Annotated in this window: 22 protein-coding genes, 1 tRNA gene and 1 pseudogene; 5 read left to right on the forward strand and 19 right to left on the reverse strand. The window is 47.7% G+C overall.

Features of this window, described 5'->3' with window-relative positions:
• Positions 1-22: 22 nt before the first annotated feature.
• Positions 23-462, forward strand: a pseudogene (locus tag HGT73_RS13155) (S-type pyocin domain-containing protein); the annotation flags it as partial.
• A gap of 57 nt (positions 463-519) precedes the next feature.
• Complete coding sequence (locus HGT73_RS13160; RefSeq protein WP_214215743.1) at positions 520-777, forward strand: bacteriocin immunity protein; 258 nt, start codon at positions 520-522, stop codon at positions 775-777.
• Positions 778-936: 159 nt separating this feature from the next.
• Here HGT73_RS13160 and HGT73_RS13165 read toward each other — a convergent pair.
• The 4 genes from HGT73_RS13165 to shiA form a co-directional block, all read right to left on the reverse strand.
• Positions 937-1,012: transfer RNA gene (locus HGT73_RS13165), tRNA-Asn, on the reverse strand.
• Between the two features lie 124 nt (positions 1,013-1,136).
• Positions 1,137-2,006, reverse strand: coding sequence for an EamA family transporter (locus tag HGT73_RS13170; RefSeq protein WP_214215715.1), 870 nt, complete (start codon positions 2,004-2,006; stop codon positions 1,137-1,139).
• 66 nt (positions 2,007-2,072) lie between these two features.
• Entirely contained in the window at positions 2,073-2,726 is a 654-nt protein-coding gene (locus HGT73_RS13175; protein ID WP_214215717.1) for a RipA family octameric membrane protein, read from the reverse strand.
• Between the two features lie 91 nt (positions 2,727-2,817).
• Positions 2,818-4,119, reverse strand: coding sequence for a shikimate transporter (shiA, locus tag HGT73_RS13180; protein WP_214215719.1), 1,302 nt, complete (start codon positions 4,117-4,119; stop codon positions 2,818-2,820).
• 178 nt (positions 4,120-4,297) lie between these two features.
• Here shiA and HGT73_RS13185 point away from each other — a divergent pair, with 178 nt between their 5' ends.
• Positions 4,298-4,573 carry a hypothetical protein gene (locus HGT73_RS13185; protein ID WP_214215721.1) on the forward strand — a complete coding sequence of 92 codons (276 nt, stop codon included), beginning with the start codon at positions 4,298-4,300 and terminating at the stop codon, positions 4,571-4,573.
• Between the two features lie 22 nt (positions 4,574-4,595).
• Positions 4,596-5,534, forward strand: a complete 939-nt coding sequence (locus tag HGT73_RS13190; protein ID WP_214215723.1) for a DUF808 family protein — start codon at positions 4,596-4,598, stop codon at positions 5,532-5,534.
• A gap of 18 nt (positions 5,535-5,552) precedes the next feature.
• On the opposite strand, the gene fliR is transcribed toward HGT73_RS13190, so the two are convergent.
• The 13 genes from fliR to fliF form a co-directional block, all read right to left on the reverse strand.
• On the reverse strand, positions 5,553-6,329 hold the full coding sequence (gene fliR / locus HGT73_RS13195) for a flagellar biosynthetic protein FliR (protein WP_214215725.1): 777 nt from the start codon (positions 6,327-6,329) through the stop codon (positions 5,553-5,555).
• A gap of 1 nt (position 6,330) precedes the next feature.
• Positions 6,331-6,600, reverse strand: coding sequence for a flagellar biosynthesis protein FliQ (gene fliQ, locus HGT73_RS13200; protein WP_214215744.1), 270 nt, complete (start codon positions 6,598-6,600; stop codon positions 6,331-6,333).
• A 17-nt stretch (positions 6,601-6,617) separates the two neighbouring features.
• Complete coding sequence (gene fliP, locus HGT73_RS13205) at positions 6,618-7,352, reverse strand: flagellar type III secretion system pore protein FliP (protein ID WP_214215728.1); 735 nt, start codon at positions 7,350-7,352, stop codon at positions 6,618-6,620.
• Positions 7,349-7,717: a FliO/MopB family protein gene (locus HGT73_RS13210; RefSeq protein WP_214215729.1), complete on the reverse strand. Its 369-nt coding sequence runs from the start codon at positions 7,715-7,717 to the stop codon at positions 7,349-7,351. Before HGT73_RS13210 ends, fliP begins: the two co-directional genes overlap by 4 nt.
• A gap of 4 nt (positions 7,718-7,721) precedes the next feature.
• A complete protein-coding gene (gene fliN, locus HGT73_RS13215) occupies positions 7,722-8,138 on the reverse strand; it encodes a flagellar motor switch protein FliN (protein WP_214215730.1) in 417 nt (138 codons plus the stop codon).
• Entirely contained in the window at positions 8,131-9,135 is a 1,005-nt protein-coding gene (gene fliM / locus HGT73_RS13220; RefSeq protein ID WP_214215731.1) for a flagellar motor switch protein FliM, read from the reverse strand. The genes fliN and fliM overlap by 8 nt, the downstream gene beginning before the upstream one ends.
• 5 nt (positions 9,136-9,140) lie before the next feature.
• Positions 9,141-9,638 carry a flagellar basal body-associated protein FliL gene (fliL, locus tag HGT73_RS13225; protein ID WP_214215732.1) on the reverse strand — a complete coding sequence of 166 codons (498 nt, stop codon included), beginning with the start codon at positions 9,636-9,638 and terminating at the stop codon, positions 9,141-9,143.
• Between the two features lie 141 nt (positions 9,639-9,779).
• A complete protein-coding gene (locus tag HGT73_RS13230) occupies positions 9,780-10,856 on the reverse strand; it encodes a flagellar hook-length control protein FliK (protein ID WP_214215733.1) in 1,077 nt (358 codons plus the stop codon).
• Entirely contained in the window at positions 10,856-11,296 is a 441-nt protein-coding gene (gene fliJ / locus HGT73_RS13235) for a flagellar export protein FliJ (RefSeq protein WP_214215734.1), read from the reverse strand. The genes HGT73_RS13230 and fliJ overlap by 1 nt, the downstream gene beginning before the upstream one ends.
• A complete protein-coding gene (gene fliI / locus HGT73_RS13240) occupies positions 11,296-12,651 on the reverse strand; it encodes a flagellar protein export ATPase FliI (protein ID WP_407073168.1) in 1,356 nt (451 codons plus the stop codon). The genes fliJ and fliI overlap by 1 nt, the downstream gene beginning before the upstream one ends.
• Positions 12,651-13,343: a flagellar assembly protein FliH gene (locus HGT73_RS13245; RefSeq protein ID WP_214215735.1), complete on the reverse strand. Its 693-nt coding sequence runs from the start codon at positions 13,341-13,343 to the stop codon at positions 12,651-12,653. The genes fliI and HGT73_RS13245 overlap by 1 nt, the downstream gene beginning before the upstream one ends.
• The gene (gene fliG / locus HGT73_RS13250; RefSeq protein WP_214215736.1) at positions 13,336-14,328 is read right to left on the reverse strand and encodes a flagellar motor switch protein FliG; all 993 of its coding nucleotides are present in this window, start codon (positions 14,326-14,328) and stop codon (positions 13,336-13,338) included. Before fliG ends, HGT73_RS13245 begins: the two co-directional genes overlap by 8 nt.
• Positions 14,325-15,965 carry a flagellar basal-body MS-ring/collar protein FliF gene (fliF, locus tag HGT73_RS13255; protein ID WP_214215737.1) on the reverse strand — a complete coding sequence of 547 codons (1,641 nt, stop codon included), beginning with the start codon at positions 15,963-15,965 and terminating at the stop codon, positions 14,325-14,327. The genes fliG and fliF overlap by 4 nt, the downstream gene beginning before the upstream one ends.
• Before the next feature lie 221 nt (positions 15,966-16,186).
• Between fliF and fliE the strand changes: the two genes are divergently transcribed.
• Positions 16,187-16,486 (forward strand): flagellar hook-basal body complex protein FliE, encoded by a 300-nt coding sequence (gene fliE, locus HGT73_RS13260; RefSeq protein WP_214215738.1) that lies wholly within the window; start codon positions 16,187-16,189, stop codon positions 16,484-16,486.
• A 304-nt stretch (positions 16,487-16,790) separates the two neighbouring features.
• Here fliE and HGT73_RS13265 read toward each other — a convergent pair whose 3' ends face one another.
• Both HGT73_RS13265 and HGT73_RS13270 read right to left on the reverse strand, forming a co-directional pair.
• Positions 16,791-17,660 (reverse strand): formate/nitrite transporter family protein, encoded by an 870-nt coding sequence (locus tag HGT73_RS13265; RefSeq protein WP_214215739.1) that lies wholly within the window; start codon positions 17,658-17,660, stop codon positions 16,791-16,793.
• A 251-nt stretch (positions 17,661-17,911) separates the two neighbouring features.
• Complete coding sequence (locus HGT73_RS13270) at positions 17,912-18,085, reverse strand: hypothetical protein (RefSeq protein WP_214215740.1); 174 nt, start codon at positions 18,083-18,085, stop codon at positions 17,912-17,914.
• Between the last annotated feature and the right edge of the window lie 369 nt (positions 18,086-18,454).

An 18,454-nucleotide genomic window follows, 5' to 3' on the forward strand; every position in this document is an offset into this window, starting at 1 on the left:
TCCTTCAAATACAGACAACCAGAACCCGGTAAGGATACCAAACCCGGTAGTTGTTGATCCGTTGCCGGAAAATACCAGTATTGAGGCCACAACCAGCACTACGCCGGAGGAAAAGAATTTTGCGGATTACATTCTTGTTCTGCCTATATCGGATATTCCTCCGATTTATATATATCTGCGAAACAATTCCGGTCAGGTAACGGGTAAAGGCCAGAAGGTTAGTAGTATTTGGTTGTCGGATGCTAACACGGGGAATGGTTCTCCGGTTCCAAGTCAGATAGCAGATAAGCTACGAGGGCGAACCTTTGAAAATTTTGACCAGTTCCGCAAGGCTTTTTGGTGGAGGTTTCAAAAGATCCTGAGCTTTCAAATCAGTTCCGGGGGAGTAACAAACTTCATATACGCAATGGAAACTCCCCTTTCACACGGGAACAGGATCGTGCTGGAGGAAGAGAACGCTATGAAATCCATCATATTATTCCAATAAGTAAAGGTGGAGAGGTTTATAATGTCGATAATATGGGTGATAAAAAAATATTATCTGATTATACAGAAAGCGAATTCTTAGATTTAGTTCGTAAAATTTATAATGCCGAAGGGCCAACAGAAGAGGACGATAATCGTCGAGTTAGGGAGTTTAGACGACTTGCTGAACATCCATCAGGTTCCGACCTTATCTTCTATCCAGAGGATGGGAAAGATGATAGTCCAGAAGGCGTTGTTCAGGAAGTAAAACAATGGCGTCAGGCCAATGGTAAATCGGGTTTTAAAAATTAGCCTCTGTTCGCATAAATGAGTATGTCTCCGTGTAATTTACCAGCAAAAGGGTGTGGCTTCGAGTGGTTTTTAATAGACGGGAGTAGACAAGCTTGAAGGGCTAACCCATTGATAGAAAGCAAAAAACCAGACGTCAGTAGACATCTGGTTTCTTAAATTTGGCTCCTCTGACTGGACTCGAACCAGTGACATACGGATTAACAGTCCGCCGTTCTACCGACTGAACTACAGAGGAATTGTCCTGAAGACGGGGCAGATAATAGCGCCCCGCCTAAAGCTTGTCAAAGCTGTTTTTCGATTTTGCCGTTTGACTGCTGATAAAAGAGTCAATTCAACGACTTTCATCTTCTTTGGTATGGCTACAGCGCCTGCGCGCGTAGTTTCGCTGCGCCATAATAGTTGATGGCTACGGCTACGGCAATCAATGCGCAACCGGCGAGTAAGCGTATAACCGGGACATCACTTCCCCAAAAAAGCAGGTTAATCACTAGCCCAATCGGAACATGCAGCTCATTAAAAATGGCTAAGGCAGTTACGCTAACCTGTGTACTGCCTTTTGCTAACCAAAGGCTACCTAATGCTGTGGCGATAAGACCTAAATACACCAGCAAGCCCCATTGCAATGACGTGTGAGGTAATTGTGCCGTATTGCCAAATAGGGCGAAGAGAATGGCGGAGATAATCACAGCGCCTAAGAAAAAGTGTCCCAGCAATTTTGGCATCGTTAAATCGGGGCGGCGGCTCAGCAGTAAGCGGCGACAAATAACTTGCCCGGCAGCGAAGGTTGCATTGGCAAGTTGTAAAATCCAGAAACCCCGCCAAAAATCGCCTGTTAACCCGTGGTAGTGAATAACCATACCACCGGATACCGCGAAGAGCGCCGCAAGAAGTGTCCACGGGTTCCATTGACGATCCAACGCATTATTAATGAGACCGATATAAAGTGGGGTGAGGGTCGTGAAGAGTAGCATTTCTGGGACGGTTAATAGTCGAAAGCTCTGGTAAGCTAACGCATAAGTAATCCCAAATTGGAGCGCTCCACATACCCATAAACCGACAATCAGGCGAGTCGGTAAGCCTCGCCATTTCATCATCGGTACAAAGACGATGGCTGCAATAAGTGTTCGGATAAATACAGAGAAAAAACCATCTACATGCCCGGCAAGGATATGTCCCGTCAGACTAAATGAAGACCCCCATAATAGGGTCACCGCTAACATATACCACACGATAATTAAACCTTAACAAAGTGTGACCCGCGAAAGCGTGCGGGTCATCAAGAGGAGTGAAATCCGTTAATCGGAAGGCTGAGTCTCGCCGGGCATCACTTCTTGCGACGCCTTCAATAATTGAATATCTAGCATTACGTAGACCATTGTACTGATAAACAGTGAGATTACGCTGCCAATCACGCCGCTGGTCGTAAAGGTGAAGAAGTTATACAGCACCCCCCAGGTGATACAGACAAATAGCGCTAGCAGACTTTGTGTGTTGGTATGGGAATAGTTTTGCGGGCCACGATTGAGTGCAGCAATATAATGACTGAGTTGCTGACCGGTTTGTGTTTCAAGTTTGCTGATAGCTGTCTGCCAGCTCAGGTTACGACGCCACGCACGGCGGGTTGAGAAGAAAAATAGCACGGAAATAAAAAAGCCGGAAAACGAAATTAAGACGGGAATGGCCTCAATGGCATAGTGCAAATTATAACGGGTAAAATTGGCCGGTAGGGTAGGGAGCGTTAAGGAAGCCCCGAGCATTAAATACAGAAACATAAATAAGCACATATAAGATCGGGTACGCTTATCGGCTAAATGATCTTCATGGCGAAGCTGTTGGCGCGCGACACTAAGTAACTGCTCGCTGCGTGCGGCCTGTTCATTGTCTTGGTGAGGGGGCGCGGCAAACAGCAAATCGCTCTCGGGCAGTTGAGTAGATTTCGGTATATTCATAGGGCTCATTGTTATCTCGATTAAGGGGATAATTCGGCATTTCGTTATCTTAGCAAACGGACAGCCAATCAGGTTATCCGTATTCGCATGATTACTTCACGATTGAATTTTTTTTCACAAAACTGACAGTGATCAGTGAAAGCACACAACCCAAGGTTAGGTAGAGGGCAACGCCATGCCAACTTCCGCTATTGAGGCTGACTAAGCCTGCGGCGATAAATGGTGTAAAACCACCACCTACCACACTGGCCACTTGATAACCGACGCCGGCACCGCTGTATCGGTACCGTTCCCCGAACATCTCAGTAAACATCGGTTGCTGCACACACACCACCATGTCGTGCGCAACGTTGGCCAGTAGAAGAGAAAATAAGATGATGGGCAGTGTTAGCCCTTGCTCAAGCGCCATAAAGAATGGCCAAGCACTGATAGCGCCTAAAAGCGCGCCGATAACGTAAATACGACGACGTCCAAAACGGTCAGCCAACCAAGCAAAACAAGGTATGGTGAGGCAACTCACGCCACCTACGAGCAAACCAATGGACAGAAAAAGTTCACGCGGAAGACCGAGATTTTGTGTGGAATAATTTAGAGCAAAGGTGGTCACGATATACATCGTTAATAACTCGCATAAACGTAACCCTATAATTAAAAAGAAAGCTGAAGGGTGACGCACTATGGCTTCTAACACCGGTAAACGGGATGGCGCTGGTGTATCGGTGATTGTCGGTGAGTCTTCAATACCGGTTCGTAACCATAATGTAATGGCCACTAAGATTGCACTGAGTAAAAAGGGAATACGCCACCCCCAGCTGGCAAACTGCGCTTCACTGGTAAGGTAACTAATAAGACTGACTGAGCCTGTGGCTAGCAGCAACCCAACACCGTAGCCCATTTGTACGCCGCTGCTGTAAAAGGCTTTACGGTGCTTGGGGGCATGTTCTACCGCGAGGAGCGCGGCTCCTCCCCATTCCCCGCCGACGGCGAAACCTTGGATAGCTCGTAGGGTGACTAATAATATTGGCGACCACCAACCTAAGCTGGCAAAAGAGGGAAGAAGGCCAATACCGGCGGTTGCTATTCCCATTAACCACACAGTAATGATTAACATTTTCTTATGGCCTAAGCGATCGCCAAAATGACCAAACACAACTCCACCCAGAGGGCGAAATAAAAAACCGACACCGAAGGTTGCGAAGGCAACCAAGGTTCCCATCGCGGGACTAATTTGTGGAAAAAATTGGTGATTAAAGACTAATGCGGCAGTTATGCCATATAATAAAAAATCATACCAATCGACGACAGCCCCTGCAAAACTCCCCCAAGCGGCGCGTTTGGCTTGAGAGAGGGAAGAGGCATGGCGATGGTTTGGAACGTTACTATTTGCTTGCATAATGGTCTGTATTTTCCACGACGACGCGTTTTTTATTGGCGGACAAATGATACTGAGTTCTCATTGAAAAACAATCGACAGATACTGGCTTTACGTGGTGTTTTCGCGCAGCAGTGGCAGGATTCCGTGAATTGTGTAAAGTTAATGGAATAATTATTACGATAAAACGAGGGAAGTTATGCCGAGTATACGCCTGACGGTGACCCGTCTTTATGCCTTGCAAGATGAGCGGATGGTGGCAAGTAAAGCAACCGCTAAGATCTATGTGGGTGAAGAGTGTGTTGCCACTGAAGAGATATCGGGATTGACCGAGACGCCAGTCTATAAATATATCCATCATGCCTTTCCGGCAGGAAGACCAATTCGTATTGAGTGGGATACGCCGGGTTTTGCTGATATGACAGCGGTTGAGGAAAATACCTGTTCATGTTGTCAAGATAGTCCGATTCTCTAACGCGACTGATAAGGACCCGACTGTGGCTGGAACGAGTTTATTTGCATTATTAGACGATATTTCTACCTTACTCGATGATGTATCGGTGATGGGAAAAGTTGCGGCCAAAAAAACGGCTGGTGTGCTGGGTGATGATCTCTCGTTAAATGCCCAACAAGTCAGTGGCGTTAAGGCCAATCGAGAATTGCCAGTAGTATGGGGAGTGGCTAAAGGCTCCTTACTTAATAAGGTGATTTTAGTTCCTCTCGCGCTGTTGATTTCAGCCTTTGTGCCTTGGTTAATTACGCCATTACTGATGCTTGGTGGGGCCTACCTCTGTTTTGAGGGTATCGAAAAAGTCTTGGATTGGCTTTTTCCTGAAAAAGATAAAAAGAGCCCTGAAGCGCGCCAAGCACGCTTAGCCAAACTGAGCGAGGAAGATGCGGCGAAGTATGAGAAAGATAAAATCAAAGGGGCGGTGCGTACTGATTTTATCCTCTCGGCGGAGATTGTGACGTTAACCTTAGGTATCGTTTCACACGCGCCGCTGCTTAATCAAATTATTATCATGGCGGGTATCGCTTTACTGGTGACCGTTGGGGTATATGGCCTTGTGGGTATCATCGTTAAAATCGATGATGCCGGTTATTGGTTAGAAGTCCGTAAAAATGTGCTGGCACAAGCGTTGGGTAAGTTCTTGCTCCTCTTAGCCCCCAAACTGATGAAATGTTTATCGGTTGTCGGCACGCTGGCGATGTTTTTGGTTGGCGGTGGTATCTTGATCCACGGTTGGCCGTGGCTCCATCACGGGATCGCTCATATCACCCATTCCTTGGCGCTTGTTTTGCCTGCGGGTTTAAACAGCCTCGCAGAAAGTGTCCTGTCAAATATTGGCAGCCTGCTGGTGGGCGCGATTCTTGGTGCTTTGGTCTTGGCGGGCGTCAGAATGATCATGGCCCCTTTTTCCGGTAAGAAGGCCTAGCGCCCACTTACCGCGTTGTTATGCCGTACTGACTAGAGTAAAAAGCCGCTGGTCAATCACTTGCATGATGTGTTGCACGCTCTCTAACAGTAACGGCATGCTTAGATACAGTGCATAAATCCCGATAAGTAGTGTCAGAGGAAAGCCAATTACAAAGGCAGAGAACTGGGGTGTCATACGGTTTAATAGCCCCAGCGCAATATTGACGGCGAGCAAGGTAAAGATCAGTGGAAGAGAGAGTTGTAATGCGTGTAAAAATATCCACTTGCCAAGTTCCACAACGCCAAAAAAACGCGCGGTTAACGAATCGGTTGCAGTATAAGGAAGATGTTCAAACGACTCAGCGAGATGCTCGATCATCCATAAAATCCCTCCGGTGTTCACAAATAAAAGTAGGCTGAAATAGGCCAGTAATCGTGAGACAACAGAGAGTGAACTGTGGCTAGCCGCGTCAAAAAAGGAAGCAAAAGAGAGCCCCATTTGTAGCGCGACCACTTCTCCTGCTAAGCGCACCGCGGCAAAGATACATTGCATACTGACACCCAGTGCTGCACCAATAACACACTGATTGATGAGTAATAACCCCCCTTGTACAGAAAAAAGCGTAATCTGCGTATCAGGATGGGAGAGTGCCAGCAGAAAGCTTAATAACATGGCTAACGCTACTCGTAGACGGACACTGACTGACTTTTCAGAGAACAAGGGCGCAGAGAAAAAGAACGCAACTATTCGGCAAAAGGGCAGGAAAAAGTGCGGCAATCGATCAAGCAGAGTTGTTAGGCTGAGAAGGTCCATACTAACCGACCCATTGTGGGAAAGCGGTGAGGATAGACCTGAGGTAATCGGTCATAGTGGTGAGCATCCACGGTCCGCTCACCAGCAGTGCTGTGATCACCGCGATAATTTTCGGAATAAACGAGAGCGTTTGCTCGTTCACTTGAGTCGCTGCTTGTAACAGACTAATGATTAACCCCGTGATCAGTGCGGCAAGCAACGGAGGCGCTGCAAGCCATAAAGTGACTTGCATCGCGGTTTGACCTAGGGTGGTAATTACTTCCGGTGTCATCATCCTGACCTCGTAACTTAACTAATAAAGCTCTGCGCCAGTGAACCTATCAATAGTTGCCAGCCATCGGCCATGACAAACAGCATTAATTTAAAGGGCAGCGCTAAGGTAGCGGGAGGAACCATCATCATCCCTAAAGCCATTAAGGTACTAGCGACGAGAAGATCGATGATTAAGAAAGGAATAAATAGGGTAAAACCGATTTGAAAGGCGGTTTTCAATTCACTGGTTACATAGGCCGGCACCAGTACCCGAAAGGGGACAGCAGAAGCAGTTTCGGGATCGGGTAGATGGGCAAGGCGGGTGAATAGCGCCAAGTCCGCTTCCCGAGTCTGATGTAGCATAAATTCCATGAGCGGTTTCTTACCCCGCTCAACCGCCTCGACGAAGGTGACGGTTTGTTGTTGGTAGGGGATACACGCTTCTTGCCAAATTCGATCGAAAGTGGGCCCCATGATAAACCATGTCAGAAATAACGATAGGCCGATAATGACCTGATTAGGGGGAGCTGCCGCGGTGCCCAACGCATTACGTAGCAGGCCAAAAACAATGATTAATCGAGTAAAACTGGTCATTAACAGTAGGGCGGCAGGGATAAAACTGAGCGCCCCAATAAATATTAAGGTTTGTACGGGCAACGACCAATCTTTATCCATATTGAATAAAGTATGCTGAGCTTGTGCTACGGCTTGATGGGGGAATAGAGGGGTTAAGGTTGCGACCAAAACCGCGAGACGAATTGCATAATTCATGGTGTTTTCCTTGCATAAAGCTGTGCGAATTGTGCAGCGAAAGCAGAGGAAGGCTCGGTCTTTTGTGTGGCCACCGAAGGGTCGAGTGTACACAGAGGATGAATAGCGTGAGGGGTGACGCCAATAACAATGTGTTGTTCACCAATCTTGGCAACCATAAGGCGTTCACGAGGCCCCAGGACCAAGGTTTCTTGAATAGCGAGCAGGTGCGGTGACCTATTTCGGCCACCGCGAGTAAGAGATTTTAATATTTTTTTCATAGCGAACAGCAGCGTAATGACGACGCATAACGCCGCGCTGGAGTGTAGGATCATCTGGCTGGCGGACGTCTCGGCCAGCGGTAAAAGACTTGAAACAGGCATCATTTTATTATCGACTTAAACGGCGCATACGCTCAGAGGGGGTAATAATGTCAGTGATCCTGACACCATAATTATCATTGACCACGACCACTTCTCCTTGTGCGATAAGGTAATGATTAATCAAAATATCCAGGGGTTCTCCCGCCAATCCTTCTAAGGGGACGATCGAGCCTTGTGTGAGACGTAACAGTTCTTTGATCGTCATCCGTGTTCGCCCTAATTCCACGGTAAGTTGGATAGGGATATCCATAATCAAATTAATATCTTGCAGCGGATCCGCCGGTTCAGTCATCTCGGGGAGGACGGAGGTAGGCGGGGTTTGCGCTAAGGTCTCCTCTTCACTGAGTTGTTGTTCAGTAAGCGCTTGTGCCCAAGGATCGTCGTTTAATTCATTAGTTTCTGTGGTGGATGGCGATTCACTCATGGGAAGTTCCTTCTTGTAGTGTTGAGAGCAATGGCGTGATTAATTGGTTAACACTGAGTGCATAATGGTCGCGATAAATACCGTGAGAGGCAGTAAAAACCGGGACATTATCGACGGTGGCGATTATCGGGTCAGGAGGCTCTATGGCTAATACATCGCCGACCTTTAATCCCATCAGTTGTCGTAAGGTAATTGTGCGCTCGGTCAGTCGTGCGGTGACTTCTAATGGCGATTGTTGTACTTCTGAGACTAAATTTTCACGCCACAGACAATCTTCTTGCTGACTATTCTCTAAGGGAGGATTGACCAATAGTTCGCGCAACGGTTCGATCATGGAAAAAGGGATACAGATATTGAAATGCCCGACTAAATTATTGATCTCAACTTGAAAGGTCGTGTTGATCACTATGTCATTGGGAGAGGTGGTGATATTGGTAAATTTCACCTGCATCTCTGAGCGGACATATTCCATGGTCAGTGGATAGATGGCCTGCCAAGCCTCTTGATAATTATCCAGTGCTAATCCCAGTAAACGGCGAATAACGCGTTGTTCGGTATAGGTAAATTCACGACCTTCCACTTTTGTGGGAAAGCGTCCATCACCCCCGAATAGATTATCAACCACAATAAACACTAAACTGGGTGAAAAAACGATTAATGCCGTACCGCGTAACGGCTTCATATGTAACAGATTCAGGTTAGTTGGCACCGGCATGTTCCGTGCGAATTCTTGATAGGGTTGAATATCAATCGATTCGACGGTGATATCTGGGCTACGGCGGAGTAAATTGAAAACCGCCATGCGAAATTGTCGAGCAAAGCGTTCATTGATAATTTCGAGCGCTTGCAAACGCTCACGCACAATACGCCGTTGTGTCGTCGGATCGTAATCACGGACAGTATCTAGCGAGCTTTTCTCGTTTAAGGTTTCCGTTTTGCCTGAGTCACCGTTAAGTAATTGGTCAATCTCTGCTTGGGATAAACTGGTATCAGCCATAGTCACTATCTCAAGATAAAGGTGTTGTAGAGAATATCCGCAATATTTTGCTCAGGTAATCCTTGAGCAAAAGGGCTATTTAATGCTGTTCGGATCTGCGCGGCTAACGCGGTTTTTCCTTCTTCAGTTTGTAGGACATCTTGTTGTTGATGACTTAATAGCAGCAGAATACGGTTTCTCACTTCTGGTAAATATTTCATCAGGCGTTCTTGGGTTTGCGTGTCTGTGAGTCGTAGCGTAAAACCGACATAAAGCACACGCTCTTCTTGCGAAGCACGATCTACCAAATTAACGGTAAAAGGTTCTAGCGGGAAAAAGAGGGGGTGGGGGACGGTGACTTCTGCGGTCGCAGGCGCCGTGGTGGATGCCGGGGATGCGGATGATAGCCCACGTATCATCCATAGCGCATAACCGGCGACACCGCATGCAATCAGTACAATAATAATAAGAAGAATGATCCATTTACGGGACGTTTTTTTGGGTGTTTCGGGTGTGGTCGACATGAGTCCCTCTATCCTTGTAATAACGAAAAATATTGTGGCACTGATTATCTCAACCTTGAGAAAGCGCCAATCGACGGAACAAAGGGTTTTTTGACAAATATTCAGAGAATTGGCTCAGTCTTTGACCGACTGAGCCCGCGGTTAGACCAGAAGTGAAATGTGACTGCCTTCACGCCGGAGTGGCGCTAAACATTCGGCTTTTTTTATCGCATTATCAACGTCTTTGGATACTGTTTCCTCTCTCTCTTGGGGTGAGGTGGGAGATTGATGAGCGTCAGAGTGTGACGGCGATTGGTAAGTAGTCTCTTGACCGACTTGGCTGTGAGTTAATTGAATTCCATTATCGGCTAATGCTTGACGCAATTGTGGTATGGCGGCCTCTAACGCGGCTCTGACTTGCCCATGATTAGATAACATCATTAACTCCGCGTGCGCGTTATGCACGGTTAATGACATTTTTACGTCACCGAGCTCTTTGGGATGCAGGGTTAAATGAAGGGTCTGCACCCCCGGCTTATGAAAGATAAATTGCTGTGAGAGATCGCGTATCCATTGGCTTGAGCCTAAGGGCGCTCGCAGTTCTTGACTGCTAAGTGTTGGTCGCTCAAGTATCGAGGCTGTTTGAGCAGGCGTGAAAATGTGTGAGGGGGTGGGCGCTGGTTGCGAAGCGGCTCTCTCGCTGAATGAAGACTGTTCAGCCGTCAACGGCGCGGTGATTAGGCTTGATTGTACAGTATTGGGTGCCTTGGCCAAGGTGGATATCGATAAGGATGTTTCGTCCTGAGCCCGTTGATGCATCGCGGGACTCTGCGATTCAGCGGTTAGCGAGACTTTTTTTATCGGCGACGTTGAGACTTGTGTAGTGATCACATGCAGTTGTTGGGCGGCAATATCGCGCGGTGAGATGGGGGAAGCGCTTAGTTCTTCTGACGAAGGGGTAATTAGCGTTGGATCACTCTCCGGTACGGCGAGATTTGCGAGAGTCAGCAGCGGTGTGTCGGGTGAAGGGATAGCGCTTTCTGCGCTATCGGGGAGTACGCTCTCTTTGATGGTTTTTTCGGTCTCTGCCGGTATTGTTGCGGGGGAACGTAATAGATCGGCAAATGATACTGTGGTCTGTATCGCGGTAAGGGAAGAAAGATCATCCTCACTGGAAGTGGGGAGAGAGGCTGAGTTTTTCCCAGGCAGAGTGAGGACGGGGAGTAGGTTTAGGGCCATTATTCTGCTCCTTGAAAACGGCGGTTGGCAAATTCATCGTTGGCTTTTTGTTGGGCGCGAAAGTCGCATAGCGTGTCTCGCTGCGCTCGCCGTTCAATCAATACCTGTAATGCGTTAAGTTTTTTGCGCGACTGTTGCCAATCACCAAGAAGTTGCTGTTGCTGTTGTTCGAGGGTATTTAGGGCAGTGGATTGTGCCACGAGCGCATTCGCGACAGTCTCAAGAAATGAGTGATAATTCTCACGCCGATAAGCGTAAATTCCCCCTTGCGATTCATGGCTCAGCAAAAGCTGGTAATCTTTTTGGTAGTGGTAAAGTAATTGCTGTTGTTGCACGGCATGTTGATGCTCATGGTGTAAGGTCGCCAGTTGTTGTGCGACCGCATCCAACCGATGTGTAGCACGGTCTCGCAACACTTCTAATACATTTTTATGTCCCATTAGTGATTCTCCGTCGACGAAATAAGCGTGGCAAGTTCGGTACAGGCTTCGGCGTAATCACAACGCTCGGTAATCTCTTGTTGTAGATAACGACAAATATCTGGGTAACGTTCTATTGCGCGATCTAATTGCGGATCACTACCGGCGGTATAAGCGCCTACGCTGATTAAATCTTGGTTACGTTGATAGAGGGCGAGTAGCCGTTTGCACTCTCGTGCATGGTGAAGTTGCTCTGGTGAAACAATGTCGTGCATGACTCGACTGATTGAGGCTTCAATATCAATCGCGGGATAATGGCCCGCTTCAGCCAGTTGTCGAGAGAGGACAATATGACCATCAAGGATAGCGCGTGCCGCATCGGCAATCGGATCTTGCTGATCATCTCCCTCTGTTAATACGGTATAGAAAGCAGTGATTGATCCATTGCGGCTGTCGCTATTTCCCGCCCGTTCCACTAATGCCGGAAGTTGGGCAAATACTGACGGTGGGTAGCCTTTGGTCGCGGGGGGTTCACCAATTGCTAGGGCAATCTCGCGCTGTGCCATGGCATAGCGCGTGAGCGAGTCCATGATCAGCAGCACATTATGGCCACGGTCACGAAAATCTTCGGCGATACGCGTCGCATAAGTGGCACCTTGCAAGCGAAGCAGAGGTGAAACATCTGCTGGAGCTGCAACGACCACCGCACGCGCTAATCCTTCCTTGCCCAGAATATGGTGGATAAAATCTTTAACCTCACGACCCCGTTCACCAATTAATCCGACGACAATCACCTCTGCACTGGTATAACGTGCCATCATGCCGAGCAGGACACTTTTTCCTACCCCTGAACCTGCGAATAGTCCCATTCGTTGACCACGGCCAACGGAAAGTAGGCCATTAATTGCCCGTACTCCTGTATCCAGCACTTGGTCAATGGGCTGACGCTGTAAGGGATTGAGCGGCGATGTTGTCAGTTCACCCTGATCGGTGCTGAACAAGGGATATTCATCCAAAGGACGGCCACAGCTATCCACCACTCGTCCAAGTAAAGTTGGCCCTAAGGGTAAGCGGCCTGAGCTTCCCTGTGCTTGGTAGACACGACACCCCGGACGAAGACCTTCGAGTGCTTCAAGCGGCATTAAAAAAAGCTGATTATCTTTAAAACCGACCACTTGCGCTTCGCATTTTTTGACCGTACTGCCGTGTTCACGCTCAATCCAACAAAGGCTACCTAGCGGTAATTGTAGGCCACTGGCTTGTAGAACAAGGCCCGTGGCACGCGTCAAATAGCCATAATGGCGAGGGGCTAAGGATGTGTCTAGGCTCTGTTCAAAACGCGCTAAGTGGGCCATCCATCGACGTAATGCAATCATTAGAATGCTCCCTGCTGTGCGCGTTCACAGAGTGCTTGCCAACGGGTTGAGAGGGCACTTTCGAGTTCGCCTTCCTCGCTTACTAAGCGGCAATCGCCACGGGGTAAGCAATTATCCGCCACCACTTCCCAGCGTGGATGATCGTCTAATGTTGATAAGTATTCCTCAAGGGAACTGAGATCTTGTGGGTTAAGTGTTAATGTTAATTTACCGGTTAATAGGGCTTCTTGCGCCAATAACTGTTTGACTTGCGTTAACACCACTCGCGAGTCGTGGTTTACTTCGTCGCCAATAAGCTGGTGGGCAATTTCTAAAGCTAATTGAATGAGACGCTGACTGACCGTTTCTTCAAGGAGGTCGAAGGAGAGAGTCAGTTGCTGAACAAGGTTCTCAAGCGGGGCTAACCTCTCTTTTTGGGTCAAGCTCGCCGCTTGTTCGGCTTGCAAAAGCCCCGCTTGATACCCCTCATGTTCTCCTTGTGCCTTCCCTGCGCTATACCCCTCTTGCCAGGCTTGTTCACGTATAGAGGCCCGAAATGCTTCTAACTCTTGTTGGTGATCGCGTACCGGTACAGGCTCCGTTTCATTAATCGGTAAGGGATCTGCCGGAACCGCTACGACTTCATGTTTAGCATCATCAAAGTGTTGTGGCTGCCATTTTTGCCATGCAATCTCTGCGTCATGTTTAGACATAGGCTTCATCTGCGCCTCCAATTACCATATCCCCACTTTCTGCCAGACGTCTAACGATAAGAAGAATACCTTTTTGTGCCGTTTCGACATCGGAGAGACGGACAGGGCCTCGATTAATAAGGTCATCACGTAAGATATCGGCAGCTCGCGTTGACATGTTATTTAAGAATTTATCACGAAGCGCGTTATCGGCACCTTTAAGCGCGATAAGTAATTGTTCGGCATCGATCTCTTGTAAAAGGCGCTGTATGCTGCGATCGTCCACGTCCACCAAGTTCTCAAACAGGAACATTTCGTCAATAATTTTCTGTGCGAGGTCGCCATCGAACGCGCGTACGGCATCGATAATGGTTTCTTCTTGCTGAGATTTCATTAAGTTGAGGATCTCTGCGGCAGTGCGGATACCGCCCATTTTCGCCCGCTTAATATTTTGACCATCAAGAAGATTATTGAGAACTTCCGTGAGTTCGGCGAGTGCCGCAGGTTGTACCCCCCCAAAGGTCGCAATACGTAGCATGACATCTTGGCGTAGTCGTTCATCAAATTGGGCGAGGATATCGGCGGCCTGTGAACGCTTTAAATGGACCAAAATGGTGGCGATAATCTGTGGGTGCTCCTCGCGAATGAGATCGGCGGCGGAAGGGGGATCCATCAGGTTTAAGGTATCCATTCCGGAAGTGGTATCTCGGGTTTCGAGTAAATCCTCAAGCAAGCTACTGGCACGCTCCTCGCCAAGAGCCTTCACCAGTACGCTACGCAGGTAATCATTAGAGTTAATTGAGAGCGCCGCATACTGTTCGGCATCTTGCTCAAATTGTTGTAGGACATGGGTCAGTTGTTGATGAGAAACTTGACGTGTTGTCGCCATCGCACTGCCCAAGTGCTGGACTTCCCGCTGGTTAAGGTGTTTGAACACCTCTGCCGCGCGTTCTTCACCCAGCGTCATCATTAATACGGCGCTTCGCTCTGTGCCGGTCATTTTCATAGTTCACTCCCCATCCAATCACGGATCACTAAGGCGACGACTTGTGGTTCATTTTCTGACATTGCTCGAATACGTTGGCTCATCTGTTCGGCGTTAATCCGTAATTGTGCTTTGCGTGCCACCTCATTGATAGTCGGGTCAGTGGGCGCCTTTTCTGCCGCCGGTTCAATGACGGGTGGGCTTATTGCTTGTTGAAGCTGGCGTAATGCTGGGGCAATCATTTTACGATAGAGCACGGTGGCAATAATGATCACTACCAACCAGCGTAAGGCTTGAAGGGCTAGCGATATCAGGTTTGGTTGTTGCCACCAAGGTCCCGCATCATCGTCTAACTCATTAGCCGTAAAGCGGGTATTAACCACATTGATGCTATCGCCACGTTCGGCTGAATAGCCCATCGCTTGCTTAACAAGCCCGGTAATTTGTTCGATTTGCTCTGTTGAAAGCGGCTCTTCTTTGCCTTGTTCATTTTCTTGATAGTTAACGATGACGGCTACCGATAAACGCTTGATTCCTCCTGTGCTTAACTGGGTATGGCGAACGGTTTTATCGAGTTCATAGTTAACGGTACTCTCACTATTAACTTGTAAGGGCGATGCTTTCGCCGTCGCTGTCGCGTCTTTAGATTTTGCGTGAGTTGTTTTTTCATCGGTGATGGCAGCTTGGGCAGCAGGTGCGGGTTGATTGGATAATGCACCCGGAACACCTTGGGCTGTCTGCTGATTGAGCTCACTTTGGCTACGTTGTGCGGAACGAATTGATTGTTGTTTGCTATCGTTATTTGGCTGATAGCGTTCGTCAGTTTGTTCTTGGCGATCGAAATTGATCTCTGCGGTAACTTGAGCACGAAGATTATGCTGACCGAGCATCGGTCGCAGTAGTTGTTCAATACGCTGTTGAATGCTCTTTTCGACACGTTGTGTGTAGTTTAACTGAGTCGTACTCTGCGTTTGGGCTGCCAAGCCAACCCCAGACAATAATTCTCCGGCTTGATTGACGACCGTGACCTGGTCGGTGCTCATACCTGGCACACTACTGGCAATAAGATGCACAATCGCATTAATTTGTGAGGCATCGAGCACTCGCCCCGGCTGGAGCTTTAGGGTCACTGCTGCACTGGGGCGGGATTTATCACGAACAAAGACACTCGGCCGGGGAATTGCTAGGTGTACCCGGGCGCTGATGACAGGATCTAAGGTTTCAATGGTGCGAGATAACTCTCCGGATAATGCTCGCTGATAGTTGATTTGCTCGTTAAATTGGCTTAGCCCAAACTTCTCATCATCCAACAGCTCAAACCCGCTAGTGCTGCTTTTCGGTAGACCTTGGCTTGCGAGGTGTAAACGTAATTCACGAACTTGTTGACTCGGAACACGAATATCGCCGGTATGGCTATCGAGCTGATAGGGCACGTTCATTTTAGCTAATACGCTAATGATGTTGCCCCCTTCGGCTTCTGAAAGAGAGCTATAAAGCGTTCGATAGTCTGGGCTGCGTGCCCAGAGGGCGAGGGCGGTGATCACCGCAATCGAGAACGCGGCCGATACGATGAGTACCGCCTTTTGTTGCTGGCGTAATAGAGCAAGAAAGGGTTGGAGCTTACTCCGTAAGGTGATTGGCATGGTGGCAGTGCTCATGCAGACACTCCTAACATAGCCCAACACTTGGCGTGATGTGACAGCACATGATTCTCCTCATCGACACAAATAAATAATGACTATTAATCACCCTTATTATTTGAGTTCTCGTAGGAAGTAATAGCGTAATGATGGCGTGTTTTCATGGCTAATTTTTAGATTTAAGCATTTATTAGCATGCTACAGTCATGCTCATAAACGAGTAGAAAAGGAGACTCACTATGATAAGTACCTCACCCATTCCGTCATCCCTGACGACAACGATGCTAGCCCATGAGAAACCTTTTGAGACAAACAGCCCCGCTTTTTCCGATGTTTTTTCATCTATGTTTGATTCAATTAATCACTACCAAGAGCACGCTGACCAACAAATTCGACGTGTTGAGTTAGGGGAGAGTGGGGCTGGAATCGATGAGCTAATGGTGTCAGTACAAAAAGCCACAGTCTCTCTACAACTCGGTGTGCAAGTACGTAATAAGATGATTGCTGCTTACAATGAAGTGATGAATATGTCGGTGTAGGAGCGTTAATTCACTGATTAGTATGTCTATATGTTGAACGCTTTTAATTTATGGGGTCCCGATGGGGCAAAGTCGCTTAAATGATTGTTCAGCATGGCCCTTGGCTCTTATCATTTTCAGTTATATCCGCTGATAAACCCATGATAGCTCGACGTACCCACTACTTATGGCCGGTTAAGCGTCACTGTAGAGAGATAAATGTCGCAGGAAGTCGGTGACTGACTCCCCGTTGTGGCGGGGTTATTACGTTAGTGGCCGTGTTTATGTCACTGCCCAGTGTAGAGGCTGAGCAGTGACATCGGCGTTACGAGGATTTTTCGACAGTGACCGATGAGTCTTTTTGCATATCCATACGAATTTGTGCATGGCTGAGCAGGGCAAAGATAAAGGTTCCCCCACAGATATTCCCCAGTAAAGTAGGAATTGCAAAAGGCCAAATAAACTCCTGCCACGGAATGGCACCAGTGAATACCAAGTAAAGGATTTCAATGGTGCCTACCACGATATGAGTCGTATCAGCGACGGCGATAAGCCAAGTCATGGCAAAGATCACTAAAATTTTGGTATTACCTGCAGAAGGTAGCATCCACACCATCGTTGCGACAATCCACCCGGAGATAACTGCTTTTGCAAACATCTGCGTAGGGCTATTGGCCATCACTTTCATACCAATATCGTGAAAGGCTTGCTGAATGGCAGGATCAAACACCGGCATATAACCAAATGCCCAGGCGGCAATCGCGGTGCCGATTAGATTACCCAATAAGACGACCGCCCATAATCTCATCAGCAGGATCAGATTGTTAGCCGTCGGCTTTTGCATAACAGATAAGACAGGGGTAATGGTATTTTCTGTAAAGAGCTGCTGGTGGGCCATAATGACAATAATAAAACCGAAGGTATAGCCGATGCTCTCAATCAGTATCCCTCCTGGAAGGTGGCCGATTTCAGCATGAAAAACGCCTTTTGCCAGAAATGAAGCACTCATCGACAGTCCTGCTGCTATCGCTGAACATAAAAGTGCCCAGATATCACGCTCGAGTTCTTTCGCCCCCTCTTCACGGATCAGTTCATGGGTGGCCATGGCTTGAGAAGGAAGCTCGTTTTCATCGTCATTATGGTCGGTATGTTGCTGATGTTGATCGTAGTGTTTTTCGTTTTTTCTCTCTTCCATTATTAATACCCAAAAAGTGTCGCATTCTGTAAGCGTAGCCGCTTTTGACTAGAATGCTTAGTTCATGCCGAGGTAAGGAAGCGAAGTCACGTTAAGAAAACTATGTTGATTGACAATGAGTCGATGTACAGGAGATAGAGTAGAGGTTAACCCTTATACAGGGCGTAGGGCGAGAGCCTCTTAAACACAATAAGGCAATCTGCGGCGAACGGTCGATACGCTGAATCGAACTGACTTATTTTGGAGAAAAATTACCCAGTGGCGTTAAGGAGTTTCATCAATAGGTTATTGACGATAGTCACGGACAGTGCCTGAAGGGCTTCTTCATTCTGCTCGTCATAAAGGCGATAGGAATAGAGTTCAATGATTTCGATATCGACGATATCCACTTCAAAAAAAGAACTTTCTAGCGCAATCTTTGTCATAGTGTTCTCCTTAAATCATGGGGGAGTACCTATCTATGCTGTGATTCAGGCATAGGATGAAACGGTACAATGTCCGATCCTTCCGGGGAGAGGTCATAGTAGTATAGGTTATTCTCACTAAGCTAAATAATAAGTTAACACCGTCGACATTTCGTCGTGATAGGATCAAGTTTTTCCTTGAAACCTTGCTTACCTCTGATCATAGACTACTATTAAAGGGTGATGTCTAAGTAATAGTCTTTTCTATTTTATCGATGTGCCATCACCCCATTCTCTACCCGCTTTTAGCGGGTCAGATTGCTGACGAACCCCATCTTTCTGGAGGGGTTCTTCTTTTTGAGCGGCCGAAGGTCGCGATCGCGATATTTT

The organism is Rosenbergiella australiborealis, assembly GCF_018494035.1.
Classification (GTDB): domain Bacteria; phylum Pseudomonadota; class Gammaproteobacteria; order Enterobacterales; family Enterobacteriaceae; genus Rosenbergiella; species Rosenbergiella australiborealis.